This is a genomic window from Vreelandella arcis (genome assembly GCF_900103865.1).
In the GTDB taxonomy this organism is placed as follows: domain Bacteria; phylum Pseudomonadota; class Gammaproteobacteria; order Pseudomonadales; family Halomonadaceae; genus Vreelandella; species Vreelandella arcis.
This window is the reverse complement of record NZ_FNII01000007.1, coordinates 174,493-191,931: the sequence shown is the minus strand read 5'-3', so window position 1 is coordinate 191,931 and position 17,439 is coordinate 174,493. Positions and strand designations below refer to the sequence as shown.

15 protein-coding genes and 1 riboswitch are annotated in these 17,439 nt (G+C 56.8%); of the genes, 3 read left to right on the top strand and 12 right to left on the bottom strand.

The genetic code is table 11. From position 1 onward, the window contains the following. Nucleotides 1–95 precede the first annotated feature (95 nt). From BLR97_RS10320 to BLR97_RS10310, 4 genes are all read right to left on the bottom strand, one after another. A complete protein-coding gene (locus tag BLR97_RS10320) occupies nucleotides 96–2,210 on the bottom strand; it encodes a methyl-accepting chemotaxis protein (protein ID WP_089705931.1) in 2,115 nt (704 codons plus the stop codon). Nucleotides 2,211–2,265: 55 nt separating this feature from the next. Continuing rightward, entirely contained in the window at nucleotides 2,266–3,420 is a 1,155-nt protein-coding gene (locus BLR97_RS10315) for an ABC transporter substrate-binding protein (RefSeq protein ID WP_089705928.1), read from the bottom strand. Next, nucleotides 3,353–3,571, bottom strand: coding sequence for a hypothetical protein (locus tag BLR97_RS19730; protein ID WP_170833010.1), 219 nt, complete (start codon nucleotides 3,569–3,571; stop codon nucleotides 3,353–3,355). The genes BLR97_RS10315 and BLR97_RS19730 overlap by 68 nt, the downstream gene beginning before the upstream one ends. Before the next feature lie 109 nt (nucleotides 3,572–3,680). Beyond that, entirely contained in the window at nucleotides 3,681–4,292 is a 612-nt protein-coding gene (locus tag BLR97_RS10310) for a flavin reductase family protein (RefSeq protein ID WP_089705925.1), read from the bottom strand. A 132-nt stretch (nucleotides 4,293–4,424) separates the two neighbouring features. Here BLR97_RS10310 and BLR97_RS10305 point away from each other — a divergent pair, with 132 nt between their 5' ends. After that, on the top strand, nucleotides 4,425–4,637 hold the full coding sequence (locus tag BLR97_RS10305) for a DUF1289 domain-containing protein (protein ID WP_089705923.1): 213 nt from the start codon (nucleotides 4,425–4,427) through the stop codon (nucleotides 4,635–4,637). Here BLR97_RS10305 and BLR97_RS10300 read toward each other — a convergent pair. The 5 genes from BLR97_RS10300 to BLR97_RS10280 all read right to left on the bottom strand — a co-directional run bounded on the left by BLR97_RS10300 (nucleotide 4,598) and on the right by BLR97_RS10280 (nucleotide 10,846). After that, entirely contained in the window at nucleotides 4,598–5,671 is a 1,074-nt protein-coding gene (locus BLR97_RS10300; protein ID WP_089705919.1) for a proline racemase family protein, read from the bottom strand. The two genes, BLR97_RS10305 and BLR97_RS10300, sit on opposite strands and share 40 nt — an antisense overlap. An 18-nt stretch (nucleotides 5,672–5,689) precedes the next feature. Continuing rightward, nucleotides 5,690–6,853 carry an alcohol dehydrogenase catalytic domain-containing protein gene (locus BLR97_RS10295; protein WP_089705918.1) on the bottom strand — a complete coding sequence of 388 codons (1,164 nt, stop codon included), beginning with the start codon at nucleotides 6,851–6,853 and terminating at the stop codon, nucleotides 5,690–5,692. A 120-nt stretch (nucleotides 6,854–6,973) separates the two neighbouring features. Next, nucleotides 6,974–7,942 (bottom strand): magnesium transporter CorA family protein, encoded by a 969-nt coding sequence (locus BLR97_RS10290; protein WP_089705915.1) that lies wholly within the window; start codon nucleotides 7,940–7,942, stop codon nucleotides 6,974–6,976. A 45-nt stretch (nucleotides 7,943–7,987) separates the two neighbouring features. Beyond that, complete coding sequence (locus tag BLR97_RS10285) at nucleotides 7,988–9,403, bottom strand: diguanylate cyclase domain-containing protein (RefSeq protein ID WP_089705913.1); 1,416 nt, start codon at nucleotides 9,401–9,403, stop codon at nucleotides 7,988–7,990. A 63-nt stretch (nucleotides 9,404–9,466) separates the two neighbouring features. After that, nucleotides 9,467–10,846, bottom strand: coding sequence for an SLC5/6 family protein (locus BLR97_RS10280; RefSeq protein ID WP_089705910.1), 1,380 nt, complete (start codon nucleotides 10,844–10,846; stop codon nucleotides 9,467–9,469). Beyond that, nucleotides 10,836–10,938: riboswitch (TPP riboswitch) on the bottom strand. (Overlaps the previous gene by 11 nt.) Before the next feature lie 200 nt (nucleotides 10,939–11,138). Between BLR97_RS10280 and BLR97_RS10275 the strand changes: the two genes are divergently transcribed. Next, nucleotides 11,139–11,831 carry a hypothetical protein gene (locus BLR97_RS10275; RefSeq protein ID WP_089705906.1) on the top strand — a complete coding sequence of 231 codons (693 nt, stop codon included), beginning with the start codon at nucleotides 11,139–11,141 and terminating at the stop codon, nucleotides 11,829–11,831. Between the two features lie 77 nt (nucleotides 11,832–11,908). On the opposite strand, the gene BLR97_RS10270 is transcribed toward BLR97_RS10275, so the two are convergent. Beyond that, on the bottom strand, nucleotides 11,909–13,408 hold the full coding sequence (locus BLR97_RS10270) for a CoA-acylating methylmalonate-semialdehyde dehydrogenase (protein ID WP_089705904.1): 1,500 nt from the start codon (nucleotides 13,406–13,408) through the stop codon (nucleotides 11,909–11,911). Nucleotides 13,409–13,648: 240 nt separating this feature from the next. Between BLR97_RS10270 and BLR97_RS10265 the strand changes: the two genes are divergently transcribed. Next, nucleotides 13,649–14,695, top strand: a complete 1,047-nt coding sequence (locus BLR97_RS10265; protein ID WP_089705902.1) for a zinc-binding metallopeptidase family protein — start codon at nucleotides 13,649–13,651, stop codon at nucleotides 14,693–14,695. Nucleotides 14,696–14,706: 11 nt separating this feature from the next. Here BLR97_RS10265 and BLR97_RS10260 read toward each other — a convergent pair whose 3' ends face one another. Together BLR97_RS10260 and BLR97_RS10255 are read right to left on the bottom strand one after the other, a co-directional pair. Beyond that, a complete protein-coding gene (locus BLR97_RS10260; RefSeq protein WP_089705899.1) occupies nucleotides 14,707–15,708 on the bottom strand; it encodes an alpha-E domain-containing protein in 1,002 nt (333 codons plus the stop codon). A 15-nt stretch (nucleotides 15,709–15,723) separates the two neighbouring features. Then, nucleotides 15,724–17,196 carry a circularly permuted type 2 ATP-grasp protein gene (locus BLR97_RS10255; protein ID WP_089705896.1) on the bottom strand — a complete coding sequence of 491 codons (1,473 nt, stop codon included), beginning with the start codon at nucleotides 17,194–17,196 and terminating at the stop codon, nucleotides 15,724–15,726. Nucleotides 17,197–17,439: the final 243 nt, after the last annotated feature.

Sequence of the window (17,439 nt, the reverse complement as noted above, 5' to 3'; positions counted from 1 at the left end):
ATTTGAGCTTAGCAAGCGCCATTAAAAGACGGGTAGTAGGCCGTTACTACACCCGCCGCCAAGCCTTGCGCGATGACGGCGGGTGTATGGGCAGACTAGCTGAGGCGGGGCGCTGGCTTCTGCTCCGGCAGGGATAGATGGCGCTGTCCGGCACCTTCGCCGACCTTGAAGCGGCTTACCAGCAGGTTCATGTCACTGGCACGCTCGTCGAGGGTCTGGCTTTCGGTGGAGGCTTCCTGCACCAGGTGGGCGTTCTGGTGCGTCACCTGATCCAACTGGGCAATCGCCTGGTTGATCTGCTCAATACCGGAGGACTGCTCGTGGGTCGCCTGGGCAATTTCCGTCACGTAGCGCGTGACTTCGGTCAGGCTGTCGACGATTTCATTTAGGTGAGTGCTCGAGGCATTCACCAGGTGCTCGCCTTCGCTCACCTTGACCACGCTGTCATCGACCAGATGGCGGATCTGTGCGGCTTCTTCCGCACTTCTACCGGCCAGCTTGCGGACTTCCTGGGCGACCACGGCAAAACCACGTCCTTGCTCACCGGCCCGGGCGGCCTCTACCGAGGCGTTGAGCGCCAGCAGATTGGTCTGGAAGGCGATGTCGTCGATGGCCTTGATGATGCTGGTGATTTTTTCGCTGGCCTCGCGAATATCGCCCATGGCCTGGGTGGTGCGCTGGGCGACATCTCCGGCGGAACGGGCGCGCTGATCAACGCTGTTGCTCGCGCCTTTGGCATGGTCCGCGTAGTCGGCGGTTTGCTTGACCGTGGCGGTGATCTGCTCGAGGCTCGACGCGGTTTCCGCCAGCGAAGCGGCCTGCTGATCGGTACGCTGGGAGAGGTTTTCGTTACCCGAGGCAATCTGGCGGCTGCTGGCAGCAATCGCCTCGGCGCTTTGACGAATTTGCGCCACCATGCCTTCAAAGGTGTCCATCATGCGGTTGAACGCCTGCGCGGTCTGGCCGACTTCATCATTACGCTGCAAATCAAGGCGCATCGACAGGTCAGCATTTTCGCCGGCGGCACCGCTGATATTTTCCATCTGTTGACGCATGGTCAGCAGCGGCCCCAGCACGCGTACCATGGTGCGCCAGCCGAAGATCGCCAGCAGCGCAATCACCACCAGGGTCACCGTGATCAATAGCGTACGCCCTGCGTTGGCCAGGGTTTCAGCCTGCTCGGCGGCGGTATCGGCTTGTGCCACCGCATAGGCTTCAACGTCGGTCAGGGCATCGCCCATCTGCGCCATTGCCTGGCCGACGTTATTCAGCTCATTCTGAACCTGCTCCTGACGCTCCAGCTGCTGCTGACGCAGCGCGTAGACGGAGCTTTCATCAGTGAGCATCAGGCTTTCCAGCTCGACGATAATATCGTCCAATTCGTTAACCAGCGCGACCTGTTCGGTATCGGCGCTTGGCGCGCTCATGATCCCCGCCAGCGACTGCCGAGCCAAACCAATTTGCTGGCCGATCTGATTGTGACGCAGGTTGACCAGCTCGTCTTCGCTCTCCACCTGCAATAAGCGACGCCCAAGGTCGGCCAGCATGGCCACGGCGATGCGCACTTCACTACTCAGTCGGGTCACGTCCGCTTCATTGCTGAACAGGTTATCCAGCAGGCCCGTCGGCAAGGTGGTCATGCCGTCGCTACGCCAGGCGTTCAGTTGGTCCTCTAGCGCGCGCTGTTCGCGCACCTGAACGAGCGCGGTCCGCCCGGCGATATCGCCGGCGCTACTCATCACTTCGCTGATCAACGCCTGCATCTCGGCCAGTTGCTCGTTCATGCGAGCCTGAAGGGCGAGTTCTTCCTCGCGAACGTTTTCCAGCGAGGTGTCGCTTGCAAGCAGGGTTTGGTAGTGCTCATCCAGCGTGGCCAACTGGCTTGACTGGGTTTCGGCATCGTCGGCCGCCAGGTCATCGCGTGCCTGATTAAAGCGCTGATCCAGGGTTTCCCGGGTGGGGATCTCTTCCAGATCGGCGGCGTTCTCGGCGGCCAGCAGGTCGGCATGACGCTGTCCAAATGCGCCCATGGTCGACACCATCTCGCGGCTGGCATTTTGCAGCGGCATTACTTCACCGGTGATGTAGCGCTGCGAATCGATCAAACGCTGATTAGTGATCCAACCAGTTGCCGCCAGCACCACGGCACCGATAACGGCAGCCAGAAACAAGCCAATCAACATGGCACGTAAACTGAGAGTTTTTTTCATTAGCTTACTTCGCTTGTGTCAGAGGTAAATTACGCATCAGCAGCGGATGAACGCTTTAGCGCAGCAGCGTTGACCACTCGACTAACTCAAATTTTCCGTCGTCAATGATCGTCGGCCAGACGCTGTCACTCGCCTGGTGGTCGTTAGGCCCCAGGTGCAGCGGCTCTTCCAGGCCAATGTCTACCTCACCCAACCCCAGCAGGCCGTCGACAATTGCCTCGCGATCCGGTGAGTCGCCGGCGGCTTTTACACCTTCCACAAACAACTTGGCGGCCAGATAGCCTTCCAGCGAAACAAAGTCAGGCTCACTGCCGTTGGCATGTTCATCGAGGGCCTGGCGGTAGGCTTCAACGGCGGGCAGATCAGCGTCCAATGGCGGCACTACCTGGGTCACGATCACGCCGTCTGCCTGATCACCCAGTTCATTCAACAGCGCCTGGCTGCCCACGAAGGACACGTTGAGGAACACCGCATCAGGGATGTCCTGGCGAGCTTCACGAATAAAGTCAGCGGCGGGGCCGTAAGTGCCAACGATAATCACCGCTTTGGGCGTTTCAGCCGCCTGGAGGATGGTGGCCAGTCCCTGATGAACGTTGCGGGTCCCGCGGGAAAAGCGTCCGTGGGCGAGGTTTTGGATGCCGGTAAAGCCCTGTGCTTCAAGCGCTTGCTTCGCCCCGTTGTAGCCAGCGTCGCCGAAGCTGTCGTTTTGGGTGAAGAAGGCAATTTCCTCCGGCTCGATGCCGGCTTCCATCAGGCCATTGACCATCGCCGCGGTTTCTTGAACATAGCTTGCACGATAGTTAATGACATAACGGTCAGGGGGAGATTGGCGCAATACCCCCGCACCAGTGAAGGCACCGTATAAGAGGGTTTCCGCTTCATTGTGGATCGGTATGGTAACCGTTGCGGTGGGCGTACCCACGTTACCAATCGCCGCTAGGATGTCGTCGTTATTGACCACCTCGCGGGTATGCCGAGCGGCACTCAGCGGGTCGTACCGGTCATCAAAGGCGGTGAGAGAAAGTGTTTCACCATTCACCCCACCCGCCGCATTGACCTCGGCAAAATAGGTATCAATGCCTTTTTTCATGCCTTGCCCGAGCGAAGCAGCCGCGCCTGTATCAGGGGCTACAATGGCAAAATTAAGCTCTGCCTGGGCCACCGGAACCCACACCATGCTTACCAGTAACGCTATCCAAAATCGTCGCATTGCCCTTCCTCAATTTGCTTGCCAGCTTTTTGCCAAGTACGGCTTGTGTAATAACTTTTTTAATTAGTTTTAAAACAACTTGTAAAAAGTGTTGTAAAACAGTGCCGTGAAGATACGCTTTCGCCACACTGAATATCAGTGTGGCGAACATACAGAAGCACTATCGGCCGCAAAATCCTGAACTAAAGGACGACTATTCGTAATTACTAATAAACATAGTAACGACTTGTAACCCATCCGTTGGCTGATGGGTTGAAGGGTTAACGGGGGCGCTGCAAGGCGAAACGGTCTGTGGTGCGGATGTAATCGCTGCCTGCCAAACGGCCGACCGGTTTAAGCACGTCCAAGTTGACGTGACGGCCGTCCCAAATAGCGTCATCAAGATGCAGGGAAATCACGTTGGCAAGCACCAGGTTGCCTGCCATGGGTTGGTCGCCAAAGTGAATAATATCGCGCAAACGGCAGCCAAACGCGACCGGCGCGCTGGCGATGCGAGGCACCGATACCCCGGGCATGGCGGCTTTTTCCAGCCCCGCCAGCATAAACTCATCCTCACCGGGCGACAGGCTGGCGCTGGTCGTATTGAGCGCATCGACCAGCGCTTCGCTACTGATATGCACCACGCATTCGGGGTTTTCTTCTAGGTTGCGCACAGTATCTTTGCTACGCCCCTGCCCGTTCTGAAGCGGCGAAAACCCCACCACCGGTGGATCAACGCTGACGACATTAAAAAACGAAAACGGGGCAAGGTTGTCGTTGCCGTTGCGATCCTGGGTAGCCACCCAAGCGATTGGGCGCGGACAAATCGTGCCGGACAATAGCCGATATAAGGTGCCTGCTTCTAACGGCGATTCATCGAGCAAACAATGCATGGCCTTTCCTCATCAACACATGAACGAAGTCGTTACGCTATCACAGCCCGTGGCGAGCGGGTCATGTTACGCTAGCCGTTGAACGCGGCTTCCGCGCGCCCCTTTTTTGCGTCTAAGAGGTTAACGATACCTGTGACTTCACCCCCTTCTCCCCGTCCGCTATCTCCCTGTCGGAAAGTCTGCCGTATCGAGCCAAGCCAATCGCTCTGTGAAGGCTGCGGCCGTACATTGGATGAAATCGCAGGCTGGGGAAAGATGACCGAGGCCGATAAGGCCCCGGTGTGGGAACGCATTGAGGCCGAGGGCTATGTCGTTTCTGAGGGAATCTCAGCGCGAGGCGGATGATGACGATCGGTTAAAATGTGATGTAACTCGCCGCAGTTCACCATCTGATCGTCGCAGTTAATCACAATATCCGAATGTGCCAGCACATAGCTGCGCCCGGTGATGGTATTTTCCACCACCTGATACGCGCCTTCCTGATGCGAGTCGACGAATGTACCGATAAAGCCGGTGTTGCGCAGCGACACGGTTTCCAGCTTGTCGCCCTGATGAAGCCGCCCTTCGTAATGCATCAACGCCAGCCGAGCGGAGGTACCTGTGCCCGTTGTGCTGCGGCAAATCACGCCGGGATGAACATAGGTGGTGGAGCGCGAGCGAACGTAGCCGTCAGCGACCTTCTCTTCCGGCCCCATGAAATGCAAAAACGGTAGCGGCCCCACATCGCCCAGGGTGTAATGGGAAAAACCGCGTTCTGCTTTAATCGCTTCAACGATTTTATGTGCACAAAGCGCCAGCGCCGCCTCTTCTTCCAGAGTTAGCTTAAAACCTAATTCGGCGGCATCCACCAGCGCGTAAAAGCCACCGCTGTAGGCAATCGAATAGGTCACGGGGCCGATGCCGGGCACCTGGATCGTTTCGCGGTAGGTATCAATGTAACTGGGCAAACCGCCACAGGTGACCGATTCCACCACGCCGTTATGTACCCTGGCTTCGACCTGTACCAAGCCGGCCGGTGCTTCGAGTTTGAAGCGCTGAATGCCTTCTTGCTTGGGCACGATGCCGCTTTCCAGTACCGCCGTGGCGGTGCACAAGGTATTAGAGCCCGAGTAAATCGGATAGCCCATCACTTCCATAATAATGTAGCCGGCAACGGCTTCCGGGTCGCAGGGCGGCACCAACAGATCCACCGACATTTCCGGGATACCGTAAGGCTCTTCAAGCAACAGTCGACGCAGGCCATCGGCATCGTCACGCAGGTATTCCATCTGTTCGCGGACGCTATTACCGGGAAGATGGTCAATGCCGCCTGTGACAATGCGGCTGACGTCACCGCCCGCGTGGGTATCCATTAACTGGATAGTGTGCTGAGTATTCATTCGCCGGTCTCTTTGCGATTAGGGTGCGTTTAGGGCAAACGGCGCGCCGTGGTTTTGCCACTGGCTGTCCGGGACGATCACGATCTTACCCAGATAGTTGCTATCGCGATTGACGAAATAGCGCTCGGCTTCATGGAGTTCAGACAGCTTGAAGGCAGCATGCAAAACAGGCTTTAGATCGCCACTGCGAATCCAGGCAATTAACTGCTCGGCCTCTTCCCGAGTGCCGTGGGAGACGCCAAAGATCTGCACCTGGTACAGATAAATTTTCGTCCACATAATTTCGCTGAGATTGCCGCCGCTGGCGCCCGCAATGGAAAGCCGCGGATAGCGCTTGCGGTGCTGCATATCAACAATCATGGTGTCGATAAACAGGTTGGTCATATCGCCGCCGACCAAGTCCATCACTGCGTCGATGGGTTGACCGTTCGTCGTGGCCAATACGCGATCCACAAAGGTGGGCAGATCGCCACGGTCGATCACCGCTTCGGCGCCAAGCGCCAGGAGTGCATCGGCTTTATCGGGCTGGCTGACGGCATAAGGAATTGCGCCAACCACGCGACAAAGCTGAATTAGCGCCGTGCCTACGCCACCACTGGCGCCGGTGACCAACACGCGCTCACCGGCCGCAATGCTGGCCGACGTCATCATGTGATAGGCCGTTTGGTAAGAGCACATCCCCATGGCGGCCAACTCGGCATCGTGCAGCTCCGGGTTGGGCACGTGATGAAACTGATCGGCGGGAACGGCGATGTACTCGGCAAAACCGCCATCCGCGCCGTGGCCGTAGTAGTCCGGGGTCAGATTGATATCGCGGCGATCATCGGCGTAAAGATTAAAGTCCAACAACCCCCGCTCGCCGATTCGCGCGGCATCGACGCCCTCGCCCACCGCCACAATGCGGCCCGCCACATCGGCGCCTTGAATGCGCGGGAAGGTAAGCGTCGGTTCGCCCCCCATGGCAAACGAGGTGACGTCCCCTTTATCTTTGGTGGGATACAGTCCTTCGCGGGCTTTACGGTCGGTATTGTTTTTCGCCGTTGCGGTAACCTGCACCAACACTTGGCCTGCCTGGGGCCTTGGGGTCGCTACATCCTGGCGATATTCCAGCTTTTCGATGCCGCCATGACCGGTTAGCAGCATGGCCGCCATGGTGGTAGGAGGCGTTGCAACGTCAGTCATTTGCGGGCTCCTCTAGGAGTGGTTTAAAAGACCAATATGACTATTTAGAACCATAACAAACTTTCGTATTGTCTCAAGCAGACGGCCACCCTTTCATAACGCCTAGGGTTAGTGCGAACCCTAAAACCAGTGCTTTCGCTTAAACAGCCAAATCAACACGCCGCCGATGCCCAACATTACCCCCCAGACAAAAAAGTAACCGTATCGATAGCCGAGTTCGGGGATGTATTCGAAATTCATGCCGTAGACACCGGCGATAAAGGTAAGCGGCACAAAAATAGCGGTGATGACCGTAAGCACTCGCATGGTGATGTTGAGCTGGTGCGATGAAATCGAAATATAGCCATCCACCAGGTCGCCACAAATGTCGTAGTACATTTGCGTGAGGGTATACAACCGCTCAAAGCGCTCTTCTACGTCGGTAATCGCGTGCAGGGTTTCGCTCTCGCCGCGAGGCAAGTGAGCGTAATCGTAGGCGGTTAGCTCCTGGGTAATTCCCTTGTGATAGCTGAATATGCGGCGCATTTTCACCAGCCGCGAGCGGTAGGCGATGATTTTCCGCATCAGCACATCGTTGCCATTTTCCAGCAGTTCATCTTCCAGATCGCTAAGCTCCGCTTCGAACTCCAACAGACTATCAATATAAAACCCCGCCGACAGGTACATGACCCTAAGCGCCGCATGCTCCGGCGAATGCGCCAATAACGCCCGGCCTTGGTCGTTGAAAAGACGCTGTATGCTCAGCGCCTCGCCGGGGTGCAGCGTGACTAAAAACCGCTCCCCAATGAAAAAACACACCTGCTGGGGGACAAAATTAAGCTGGGCGTCAAACGATGAAATCCCGCGGTAGATGATCAGCGTGTGGTTATTGAACTCTTCAATTTTCGGCGGGTGGCGCTCTCTGTGGGCATCTTGAATGGCCATTGGATGGCACTCAAAGTCTTCTAGAAGGCGTTGCTCATCGGCCTGGCTTTCGCCTTGCATGTCCACCCAGATATGACTACCCGGCGTTTGCCGCCATCTGCCAATGAGCTGCTCGTCACCTTCGTGCACCTCGCCGTCGGGGGTGGTTAACAGTGTTCGAATCATGGTCGTCCTTGGCTTAGTAGAGCTTAATGACTTAGCAGCACAGCGTTAAGCGGGTGTGTCGGCCACTTTCACCTGCGCTTTGCCTGCGTGCTTGGCGTCATACATCGCCACATCGGCTCGCTTAAGCAATTCTTGGGCGGTTTCATCCACATTAGGGTAATACAGGGCTACCCCAATGCTCGTGCTGATATGAGCGGTGACATCGTCCAGACTTAGTGGCTGCTCTATTGTCTCAACGAGTTGCTGGGCAAGCCGCTCGGCAGCGTCGGGCACAATATTTTCCAGCAACAATACAAATTCGTCGCCCGCCCAGCGGGCCACATAGTCGGTTTCACGCACGGCCGCGGTAAGGCGTTTAGCCACTTCGCGCAGCAGTTCATCTCCGGCAGCATGCCCATGTAGATCATTAATGGCTTTGAACCCATCAAGATCCATAAACAACACGGCCAGAGCGCTTTGCAGGCGTCGCGTGCGCGCCATGGCCTCCGGCAACCGCTCATCAAGCGCGCGCCGGTTAGGCAACTGGGTAAGCGCGTCTTCACGAGCCTGCTGATCAAGGAGTCGTTCTAGCTGTATGCGCTCGGTAACATCGTGTAGAAAAAGGCTACGCCGGTATTCGCCCTCAATTTCCAGCGCCTTGATGCGCATTTCCACGGGTAATTGGCTGCCGTCACGGCGTGCCGCATAGTAGGTCACTGGCGTTTGCTGATCGCCTTCGGGCACGCCATCGGGAAAAATTAGCTGCTGAATGGGCCGCCCAAGCGCTTCTTCGCGGGACCAACCAAACATGGATCCCGCCGCGCGGTTCCAATCCAGCACTACATAGTGATCATCAATGCTGATGTAGGCGTCGTAGGCCGACTCGATCACCAAGTTCAACTCTCGGGTGCGCCGTTCAATCTGGTTTTCGAGATCGAGATGCAGTGCATCAAGTGACGCCTGGGAAGCTTCCCGGCGCTTTTTTTCAAACAAAAACCGTTCGCGGAGGTGAATTTCATCGGTGAGAATCGACGCCAAATCTTCAAGCGCGGCGAGCTCGGCAGCACTAATGCTGCGCGGTTGGGTGTCAATGGCGCATAGTGACCCCAGAGCAAGCCCTTGGGAAGTTCGTAACGGAATACCGGCGTAGAAGCGAATACCCTCCTCAGCGGTGACCAACGGATTACTGGCAAAACGTGGGTCATGGCGGGCATCTTCGACGATCAGCGGAGCAGTATCGGCAATCGTGTAGGCACAAAACGCCACGTCTCGTGAGGTTTCACGGGTATCGGTTCCGACACGGGATTTGATCCACTGACGCTTCGCATCGATCAGCGTTACTGTTGACATAGGGACGTTCAGCAACTGAGTGACCAGACGCGTAACCCGATCAAACGCAGGCTCATCGGGCGTGTCCAGCAGCGCCAGTTCATAAAGCGCTGCCAGACGTGCTTCTTCGTCGGGCAAAATTGGGTAGTTCATGATGTTGTCACCCATGCTGATAGACGGTGGTCGACCAGCATAACGCGAACGGCGAAGCATTGCTCAATGTGCGCGAAAACGTCTCGCCATCGCCAAGCCCACACTCACCAGCGTTGAGGCGCACAACGCGCCTAAAAAGGGGCCCAGCGTAGGGATGCCACCGGGGAACGTGGCCGCTAAAAGCCCCGCTTCAAGGCTGCCGTTGGCAAACCAGCCAGGCAATACGGCCCCCAATAACCCCGCAAGGCCGCCGCCAATCGCAGCCATGGCACTCATATGCCGCCACAACCCCAGCAGCACTGGAACGACAATGGCGGCACACAGCAGGTCGGCAATCAGAAAAAGTCGCAATACCGATAGCCCCTGCAGGGCGATAATCACCACCGGCAACATCAGCGCGACGGTCAACCAGCGCGCGGTGATTAATGACCGCCCCTGCTGCTCATGCTGAGACACCATTAAAGAGGCAATCGCGTTCTGCAACGTATCGACACTCGACGCCACCAGCGTAACGGCTAACACCAGGGCCAGCATGGCGAGCCACGCAGGGGCGTTAGCCAGCAGCGCAAAAAACGGCATGGGAGGATTGCCCAATTCAACGCCGCTCATCGCGGCGAGTATCCCCAAGCCGCCAATCACCATCACCACGACGATCGTCAGGCCACCACCCAGCCAAGCACCACGGCCCAGGCTGCCGGCGTCCTGCGCGGCCCACACCCGTTGCCAATACCCTTGGTGGAAAAGATTGGCCGCCGTGACCGCGATCACCAAGGTTAGCGCAACACTTAACGCCTCGCTTAACGGGGCGCTCGGCATCGACGACACTGAAGGCATGGTGGGCAGGTGCGTGAACGCCACGCTGCTGACAATAAGCAGCAGGGCCACCAATAGCCAAGCTTGCCAGCGGTCGGTGGCAAGGCTTGCCCGCAGCCCGCCAAGCACGGTATACGCTAGCGTGCTTAAAGCTACGCCCAGCACCACCGCAGCAGGGGGCACATCGGAAAGCAGCGCGGTAATCGCGCCGATGGCGGTCAATTCCGCCGCTAAAAAACACGCCATATAGGCCACTGATACCAGCGACACCCAACGGCGCACGCCAGTGCCATAGCACGCCTGGGCAAACTCAGCGATGCTTCTGCCTTCGGGCAACGCGCGGCGGATGGCCGGGCCATATAGGCCCAGCACGATAAACGGCAGCGCCGAGCCAATGGCATAGCCTGCCAGGGCCACAGGCCCGACAAAGGCGCCGATCTCCGGCGGGGCAAACAGGATCCACGCCCCCATGCCCGAGGCAAGAAAAGAAAGGCCGAGGGTCGCCCCCGACTGCGAGTTACGAGCAGTGATGTAGTCATCGACCGTGCCGTCGACCCAACGCGCACGCAGGCCAAGCAGGATAAAACCACAGAGCGCCGCGGCGAGCACGGCTGATGTTAGGTAAGGCATGTCGCGCTTCCTCCGCCGGTATAATCCGGATCAGGTTCCAGGGTTAGCGCGAAGCGCACTCTCAGCCCCTTAGGGCTCCCCTGGCGACAGTTAGTGAGTAGGTTTATTTAAGCTAACATTATCTTCAACGATAATCGCCTCGGCGTAAAGTGCCTGTCTGTGCTCAATTAAGCAGACAGGTTATGTTTAACGGGGCGGGTCTTTCAATCTGGGCAGCCGCTCTCCATACTCAGTAAGTAACCTAATAATGTTATAGAAACCGTGCAACGGTTCGCCACAAGGGAAAACGCTAATGCACTACACAGAAGCCAGGGAACATACGCCGGGAAGGCTACACGAACTGTTTGCAGACCCCTACAACGCGTTTGAAAACGATGCCGACGAGCGGCAGCTGCACATTCATATCATGCTGCATATGCTGTTAGCGCGCCCAATGGAGCGTGGCTTGATGACACTAAGGGTCATCCATGGGTGGGAAAACGGCGGTTTTGAACCGCAGGATCTGCAGCATGTCGATTACGCCATTCATAACGTGGCCGACTTCAAGCGTGCGGTAAACGACTTCACCCAAGCCTCAAAAGACAATATTGCGTTTCCTGCCGATGACGACGCGCTGCTGGCGTCTCCGCTCAACGACGCGATTGCCAATGCTGAGGCCGATGGGCAACCCTTAAACGAAGAGACACGCACGATTCCCGCCCGATGGCCAGCATTTGAAGGCGGGTTAGCCCTTTATACGCTGTTCAAAATGTACCATCGCCTGGTGTACGGCGAAGACGAAGCGTACCGCTGCACTCAGTGCTACACATCTTTTGGCCTGCGTGAGATTCACGAATTCCACGTCGAAGAGGGTGAATTTGCGCTATTGATCCCCATCGGCAAGCACTTTATCAGCGAGCCGTCTTTGCTCGTCTTGCACGAAAGCCAGTTGGATCCCATCGAACAACTGTTAGAAGAAAGCATACCGCTGTTTCACAATTTCTAACCCTGACCGCTTCCCCTCAGCCTATACAGGCCAAGGGGAAGGTGGCGAATGGGTAAGCAAGATTATGCAGTGAGGCGTTAACCCAGCGAGATGGTGCTGTTAATACCGCTGGATACGTTTTCCGGCTCAAACCAACGTGCGGTCACGGTCTTGGTTTGGGTCCAGAAGGCAATAGCCTGTTTACCGTTAGGCCCTAGATCCCCCAACTTAGACCCGCGCGAGCCAGTAAAGCTGAAATAGGCAACCGGAACGGGGATCGGCACGTTAATGCCAATCTGGCCCACATCGATATCGGTTTCAAAACGCCGGGCCACCCAGCCAGAGTTGGTAAAGATCGAGGTGCCGTTGCCGTTAGGGTTGGCGTTGATAAACGCGATGGCGTCGTCCAAGGTTTCCACATTGACCACGCAGAGCACCGGGCCAAAGATTTCTTCGCGGTAGACGGTCATCTCGGCGGTGACGTCAGCAAACAGCGTGGGCCCCACAAAGTTACCCTTCGGGAAGCCATCAACCGTGCAACCCCGGCCATCGACCATCAGCTTGGCGCCTTCTTTTTCGCCCGCGGTGATCAACCGCTCGACCCGCTCTTTGGCCTGGGGGGATACCAATGGCCCAAGATCCGCATCGCGCTGGGTACCGGGGCCGACTTTCATGCTGCGGGCGCCTTCGACAATGTCGTTCAGCCATTCGCGGGCTTCCCCCACCAGCACCACCACCGAATTAGCCATGCAGCGCTGGCCGGCGGCCCCAAAGGCCGACCCCAACAGGCTATCAATCGCTTGACTACGGTTGGCATCGGGCATTACCACGCAGTGATTCTTAGCCCCCATCATGGCCTGCATGCGCTTGCCTGCTGCGGCAGAGCGGTTGTAAAGCAGCGAGCCCACGTGGCTCGACCCAATAAACGACAGCGCTTTAATATCCTGGTGATCGGCGATTTGATTCGCCACGTCGGGGCCGCCGTGAACCACGTTTAGCACACCCGCTGGAATGCCTGCCTCGTGTGCCAGTTCCACCAACCGCATCGTCGAGCTAGGGTCTTGCTCGGAGGGCTTCAGAACAAAGGTATTACCGGTGGCAATGGCCAGCGGAAACATAAAGCAGGGCAGCATAATCGGGAAGTTGAACGCGGTAATGCCCGCCCCAACGCCCAGCGGCTGGTGCATGGTATAGACGTCGACCTCATTGGCGGCGTTGTCAGCCAGCTCACCCAGCTGTAGCGACGTGATTGAGCAGGCGTGTTCAACGACTTCCAAGCCACGGCCTACCTCGCCTTCGGCATCAGGTAACGTTTTACCGTGTTCTTCGGTAATCAACGCCGCCAGTTCGCCGGCGTGATCGCGAATCAGCGCCTGGAGTTTGAGCATAATGCGCATGCGCTTGCCTAACGGCACCTTTCGCCACTCTTTAAAGGCGGTTTTGGCACTCGCTACGGCGCGTTCAACTTCCTCGGCGGTACAGAAAGGCACACGGGCGACGACTTCCTGGGTGGCGGGGTTGACCACATCGCGCCATTCCTGGCTTTGCGAGGCGACGGGTTGGCCATCTATATACATGGTGATGTCGCGAACGGACATGGCACTGCTCCTGTTGTCGTTGTGTTGGGATTGGCGTTATAAGTTGTTAAGCAGGATCTCAGAGTAGCACAGCAAGTTGACGTTAACGTCAATGAGCTATTGCATGAGTAAACAGAATCTCTCCCACGGCGTCAATTAGCCTTTCCATAGACGCCAGCGCCTCGCTATGCTTAAAAAATACGTCCAAGCCAGTGAACGGACTCCATGGTCCGCGACGTGATGCCCCCACAAGGAGGTTCTATGCAGACCTTTAGCTGTCGCTGCGGCAACCCGTTGTTTTTTGAAAACACACACTGCCTTGCCTGCCAGTCTGAGGTGGGCTGGTGCCCGGTCTGCACTCATATCGTCGCACTAGAACCGCTACCCAAGGGCGGTTACCGCTGCACTCACCCGAGCTGCGGTAGCGCATTAATGAAATGCCAGAACTATGTATTAAGTAACGTTTGCAACCGCATGGTGGTGATGAACGACGGCTATGCCGACACGCTATGCGACTGCTGCCGCTATAACGCCATGATTCCGGACTTAACGATTAACGGGAATCGTGAGCGTTGGGCTGCGCTTGAAGCGGCTAAACGTCGGCTATTTTATACGCTTGATCTACTGGCGCTGCCCCACGGCACCCACGGGGACAACATCCGCGTCCCGTTAAGCTTTTCGTTTATGGCCGACGCCCTGCCTGACCAGGGATTGTGGCGCTCTACCGCCAGCCAAGAGAAGGTATATACCGGTCACACGAACGGTCATATCACCATCAACGTAAAAGAAGCCGACGATGTTGAGCGCGAGCGGTTGCGGGTGGACATGAACGAGTCCCACCGAACGTTAATCGGCCACTTCCGCCATGAAATTGGCCATTACTATTGGGATTTACTCGTTAAAGAGCGCGATGAGCAGGCCTGCCGCCAGGTTTTTGGCGACCATACCTCACCCACCTATGCCGAGGCGTTAGAGCAGTACTATCATCACGGTGCACCCAATGACTGGTCGATGCGCTTTATTTCCGCCTACGCCACCATGCATCCGTGGGAGGATTTTGCCGAAACCTTCGCGTTTTACTTGGACATGGTCGCGGTGCTGGATACCGCGCTGCACATGGGGCTTTCCCGCGCCGAGCACGATGGCTCACTGGACGATATGTTGCGTGCTTTCCATCAAGTAGGCATGGCGGTCAATGAACTTAACCGCGAGATGGGGCTATTGGATCTGGCACCAAGGGCGATCGCCCCAGCAGTGCGCGATAAGCTGGCGTATATTCACACCTTGATTGAAAACGCCAACGCCTAACCTAGTCTCCCTTAATCATCATTATCCTGATCGCCTGCATGGCTTTGTGTTTGCCGCTGCGTCACATGGGGTACGTTGTCGCCGCTGACAAAATAGGTCGTGTTGAGCGTGTCGTGAATCGCCGCGAAACCGATCTGTAGCTCATCGACAAAGGCATGCAATTTGCTCGGTGAATGGGCCAAAGCCTGAATATCGGCGTCGACGACATCCGCCCGTACCAGCGAGACGGTGGCGGCTACGCGATCCTGCCTGGGCAGGAGCTGTAACTCATGCCCGAGGGTTTCCAAGCTACAGGCGATAGAGCGCGGCAGGTTAGGGTCTTGAAGCAAAAAGCGCAGCACATCCGGCCCGCGTACCCGCAGCCGCACCTGCTGGCGATACATTTGATAGGCCGTGAGCGATTTCAGCACGCTCATCCACTGCAGGTTTTCAAACGGCAGTAGCTCTTCCGGGTTTTGCGGTAGCAAGCTCGCCGAGCGCACATCGACAATGCGCGTGGTCATATCGGCTCGTTCCAACTGACGGCCTAACTCAATGAACGTACGAGCCGGGCTATGGCTTAGCGTGCCTTCGATTAAGCCGGTCAAGGTTTGGCAACCACGGATAACGCTCTTCAAAAATGCATCCCGACGGCGGGGGCTAACGCCGTTTTCGGCGTGATCGGCCACGTTAAGATACAACTGATTGACCTCTTCCCAGATCTCTCTGGGCACCACGTCGCGGGTGGTACGCAGGTTTTCGCGGGCGCTGGCCAAAGCGGCCAATATCGAGCTGCCATTTTGTGCATCAGCACACAAAAAATGCACCACGCTGCGCTCGTCAAAATTGCCATGGCGCTCATTGAACGCTTCAAGCGTGCCGGTCATTTCAATCAGCGGCCCCCACCCCAGAGGCAAATGGTGAGGCAGGTCGAGCATCAGGTGGCTATTCACACTCAAAAGCCGTGCGGTATCTTCGGCCCGTTCGATATAACGTGCCATCCAATAGAGGTTTTCTGCTACGCGTGACAGCATGGGCTAGACTCCTGTCTACTCAACGGCAGCCGCCGCAGGCTCATCGGTTTCAACAATCCAGGTGTCTTTACTGCCGCCTCCCTGGGAAGAATTGACCACCAGCGAGCCCTCCACCAGCGCCACGCGGGTTAAGCCACCGGTAGTCACGTGGGTTTCAGGGCCGGAAAGAATAAACGGCCGGAGATCAACGTGGCGTGGCTGGGGTAAACCGTTGGACAGGGTGGGTGTGGTCGATAGCGCAAGCGTAGGCTGGGCCATATAGTTGCGTGGATTGGCCTTGATCAAGCGGGCAAATTCATCACGAGTTTCTTTGGTGGAGCGAGGCCCAATCAGCATGCCGTAGCCGCCCGACTCGTTAGCCGGTTTTACGACCAATTCGTCCAAATGCTCCAGCACATATTGTCGATCGTCCTCAAACATGCACAGGTAACTGGGCACGTTGGGCAGCAGCGGCTCTTCGTCCAGATAGTAGCGAATTAACTCGGGGACAAAGGCATAAACCACTTTATCGTCGGCGACCCCGGCCCCCGGCGCATTGGCTAACGCAACGTTACCCGACCGCCAGGCGCGCATTAACCCCGCCGCTCCCAACATCGAGTCGGGGTTAAACGCTTCGGGGTCTAGAAACTCGTCGTCGACCCGGCGATAAATCACATCGACACGCCGTAACCCCTCAACAGTGCGCATATACACCACGTCGTCATCGTCCACCAGCAAGTCGCTGCCTTGAACGAGCTCAACGCCCATTTGCTGAGCCAGGTAGGCGTGTTCGAAATAGGCAGAGTTGTAGATGCCGGGGGTAAGCACCACTACCTGTGGGTCATCTCCGGGACGCGGCGACATGGCTGCCAACATGTCGTATAGCTGGGCTACGTAATCGTCCACAGGAAGGATTTTGCCGGTGGCAAACAGCTCCGGTAGAACCCGCTTGGTCACGTTACGGTTTTCAAGCATGTAGGAAACACCGGAGGGAATGCGCAGGTTGTCCTCCAGCACATAAAGCGTGCCATCACCACCGCGCACCAGATCCGAACCACAAATATGTGCCCAGACGCCGTGGGGAGGATTAATGCCCACGCATTGGGGGCGGAAGTTAACCGATTGGGCGAGCACCTCAGCGGGCAGTACCTTGTCTTTCACCACCTTTTGCTCGTGGTAAAGATCGTCAATAAATAAATTAAGCGCTTGGACGCGTTGTTTTAAACCGGCCTCGGTTTTGCGCCACTCAGTGGCCGGGATGATTCTTGGCACAATATCAAACGGCCAGGCGCGATCAATCATGGCCCCTTCGGAATACACGGTAAAAGTGATGCCCATGGTGCGAATGGCGATTTCCGCGGCCGTTTTACGCTCGGCTAACTCATCAGCGTTGAACCGCGCAAACATACTGCAAAGCTCTCCCGCCGAAGCGCGGGGTTTGCCGGGAGCCGCCAACAGTTCATCGTAATAATCGCTGCACGCATAGTTATTCCAATTCACTTGGCTCATGGGCGCTCTCCTCGCGCTGGGGAAGGTCGGCGGCTGCCTAACTACTAATGAGTTTAGGCTGGCCGCGCGCAAAACGAATAAACAAACCCAGCAAAATGCGTACCATCTCTAGCGTTTTTTCAACGTTCGATTCCTTTCCTCGCCGAAGCCTAAGATTAATTAACCTATTGTGGGTAAAAAATGCCCCTCAAGGGGGCAAAGAACAACTCTTTATGGTGCAAAAAGACTCTTACACCCGACTTA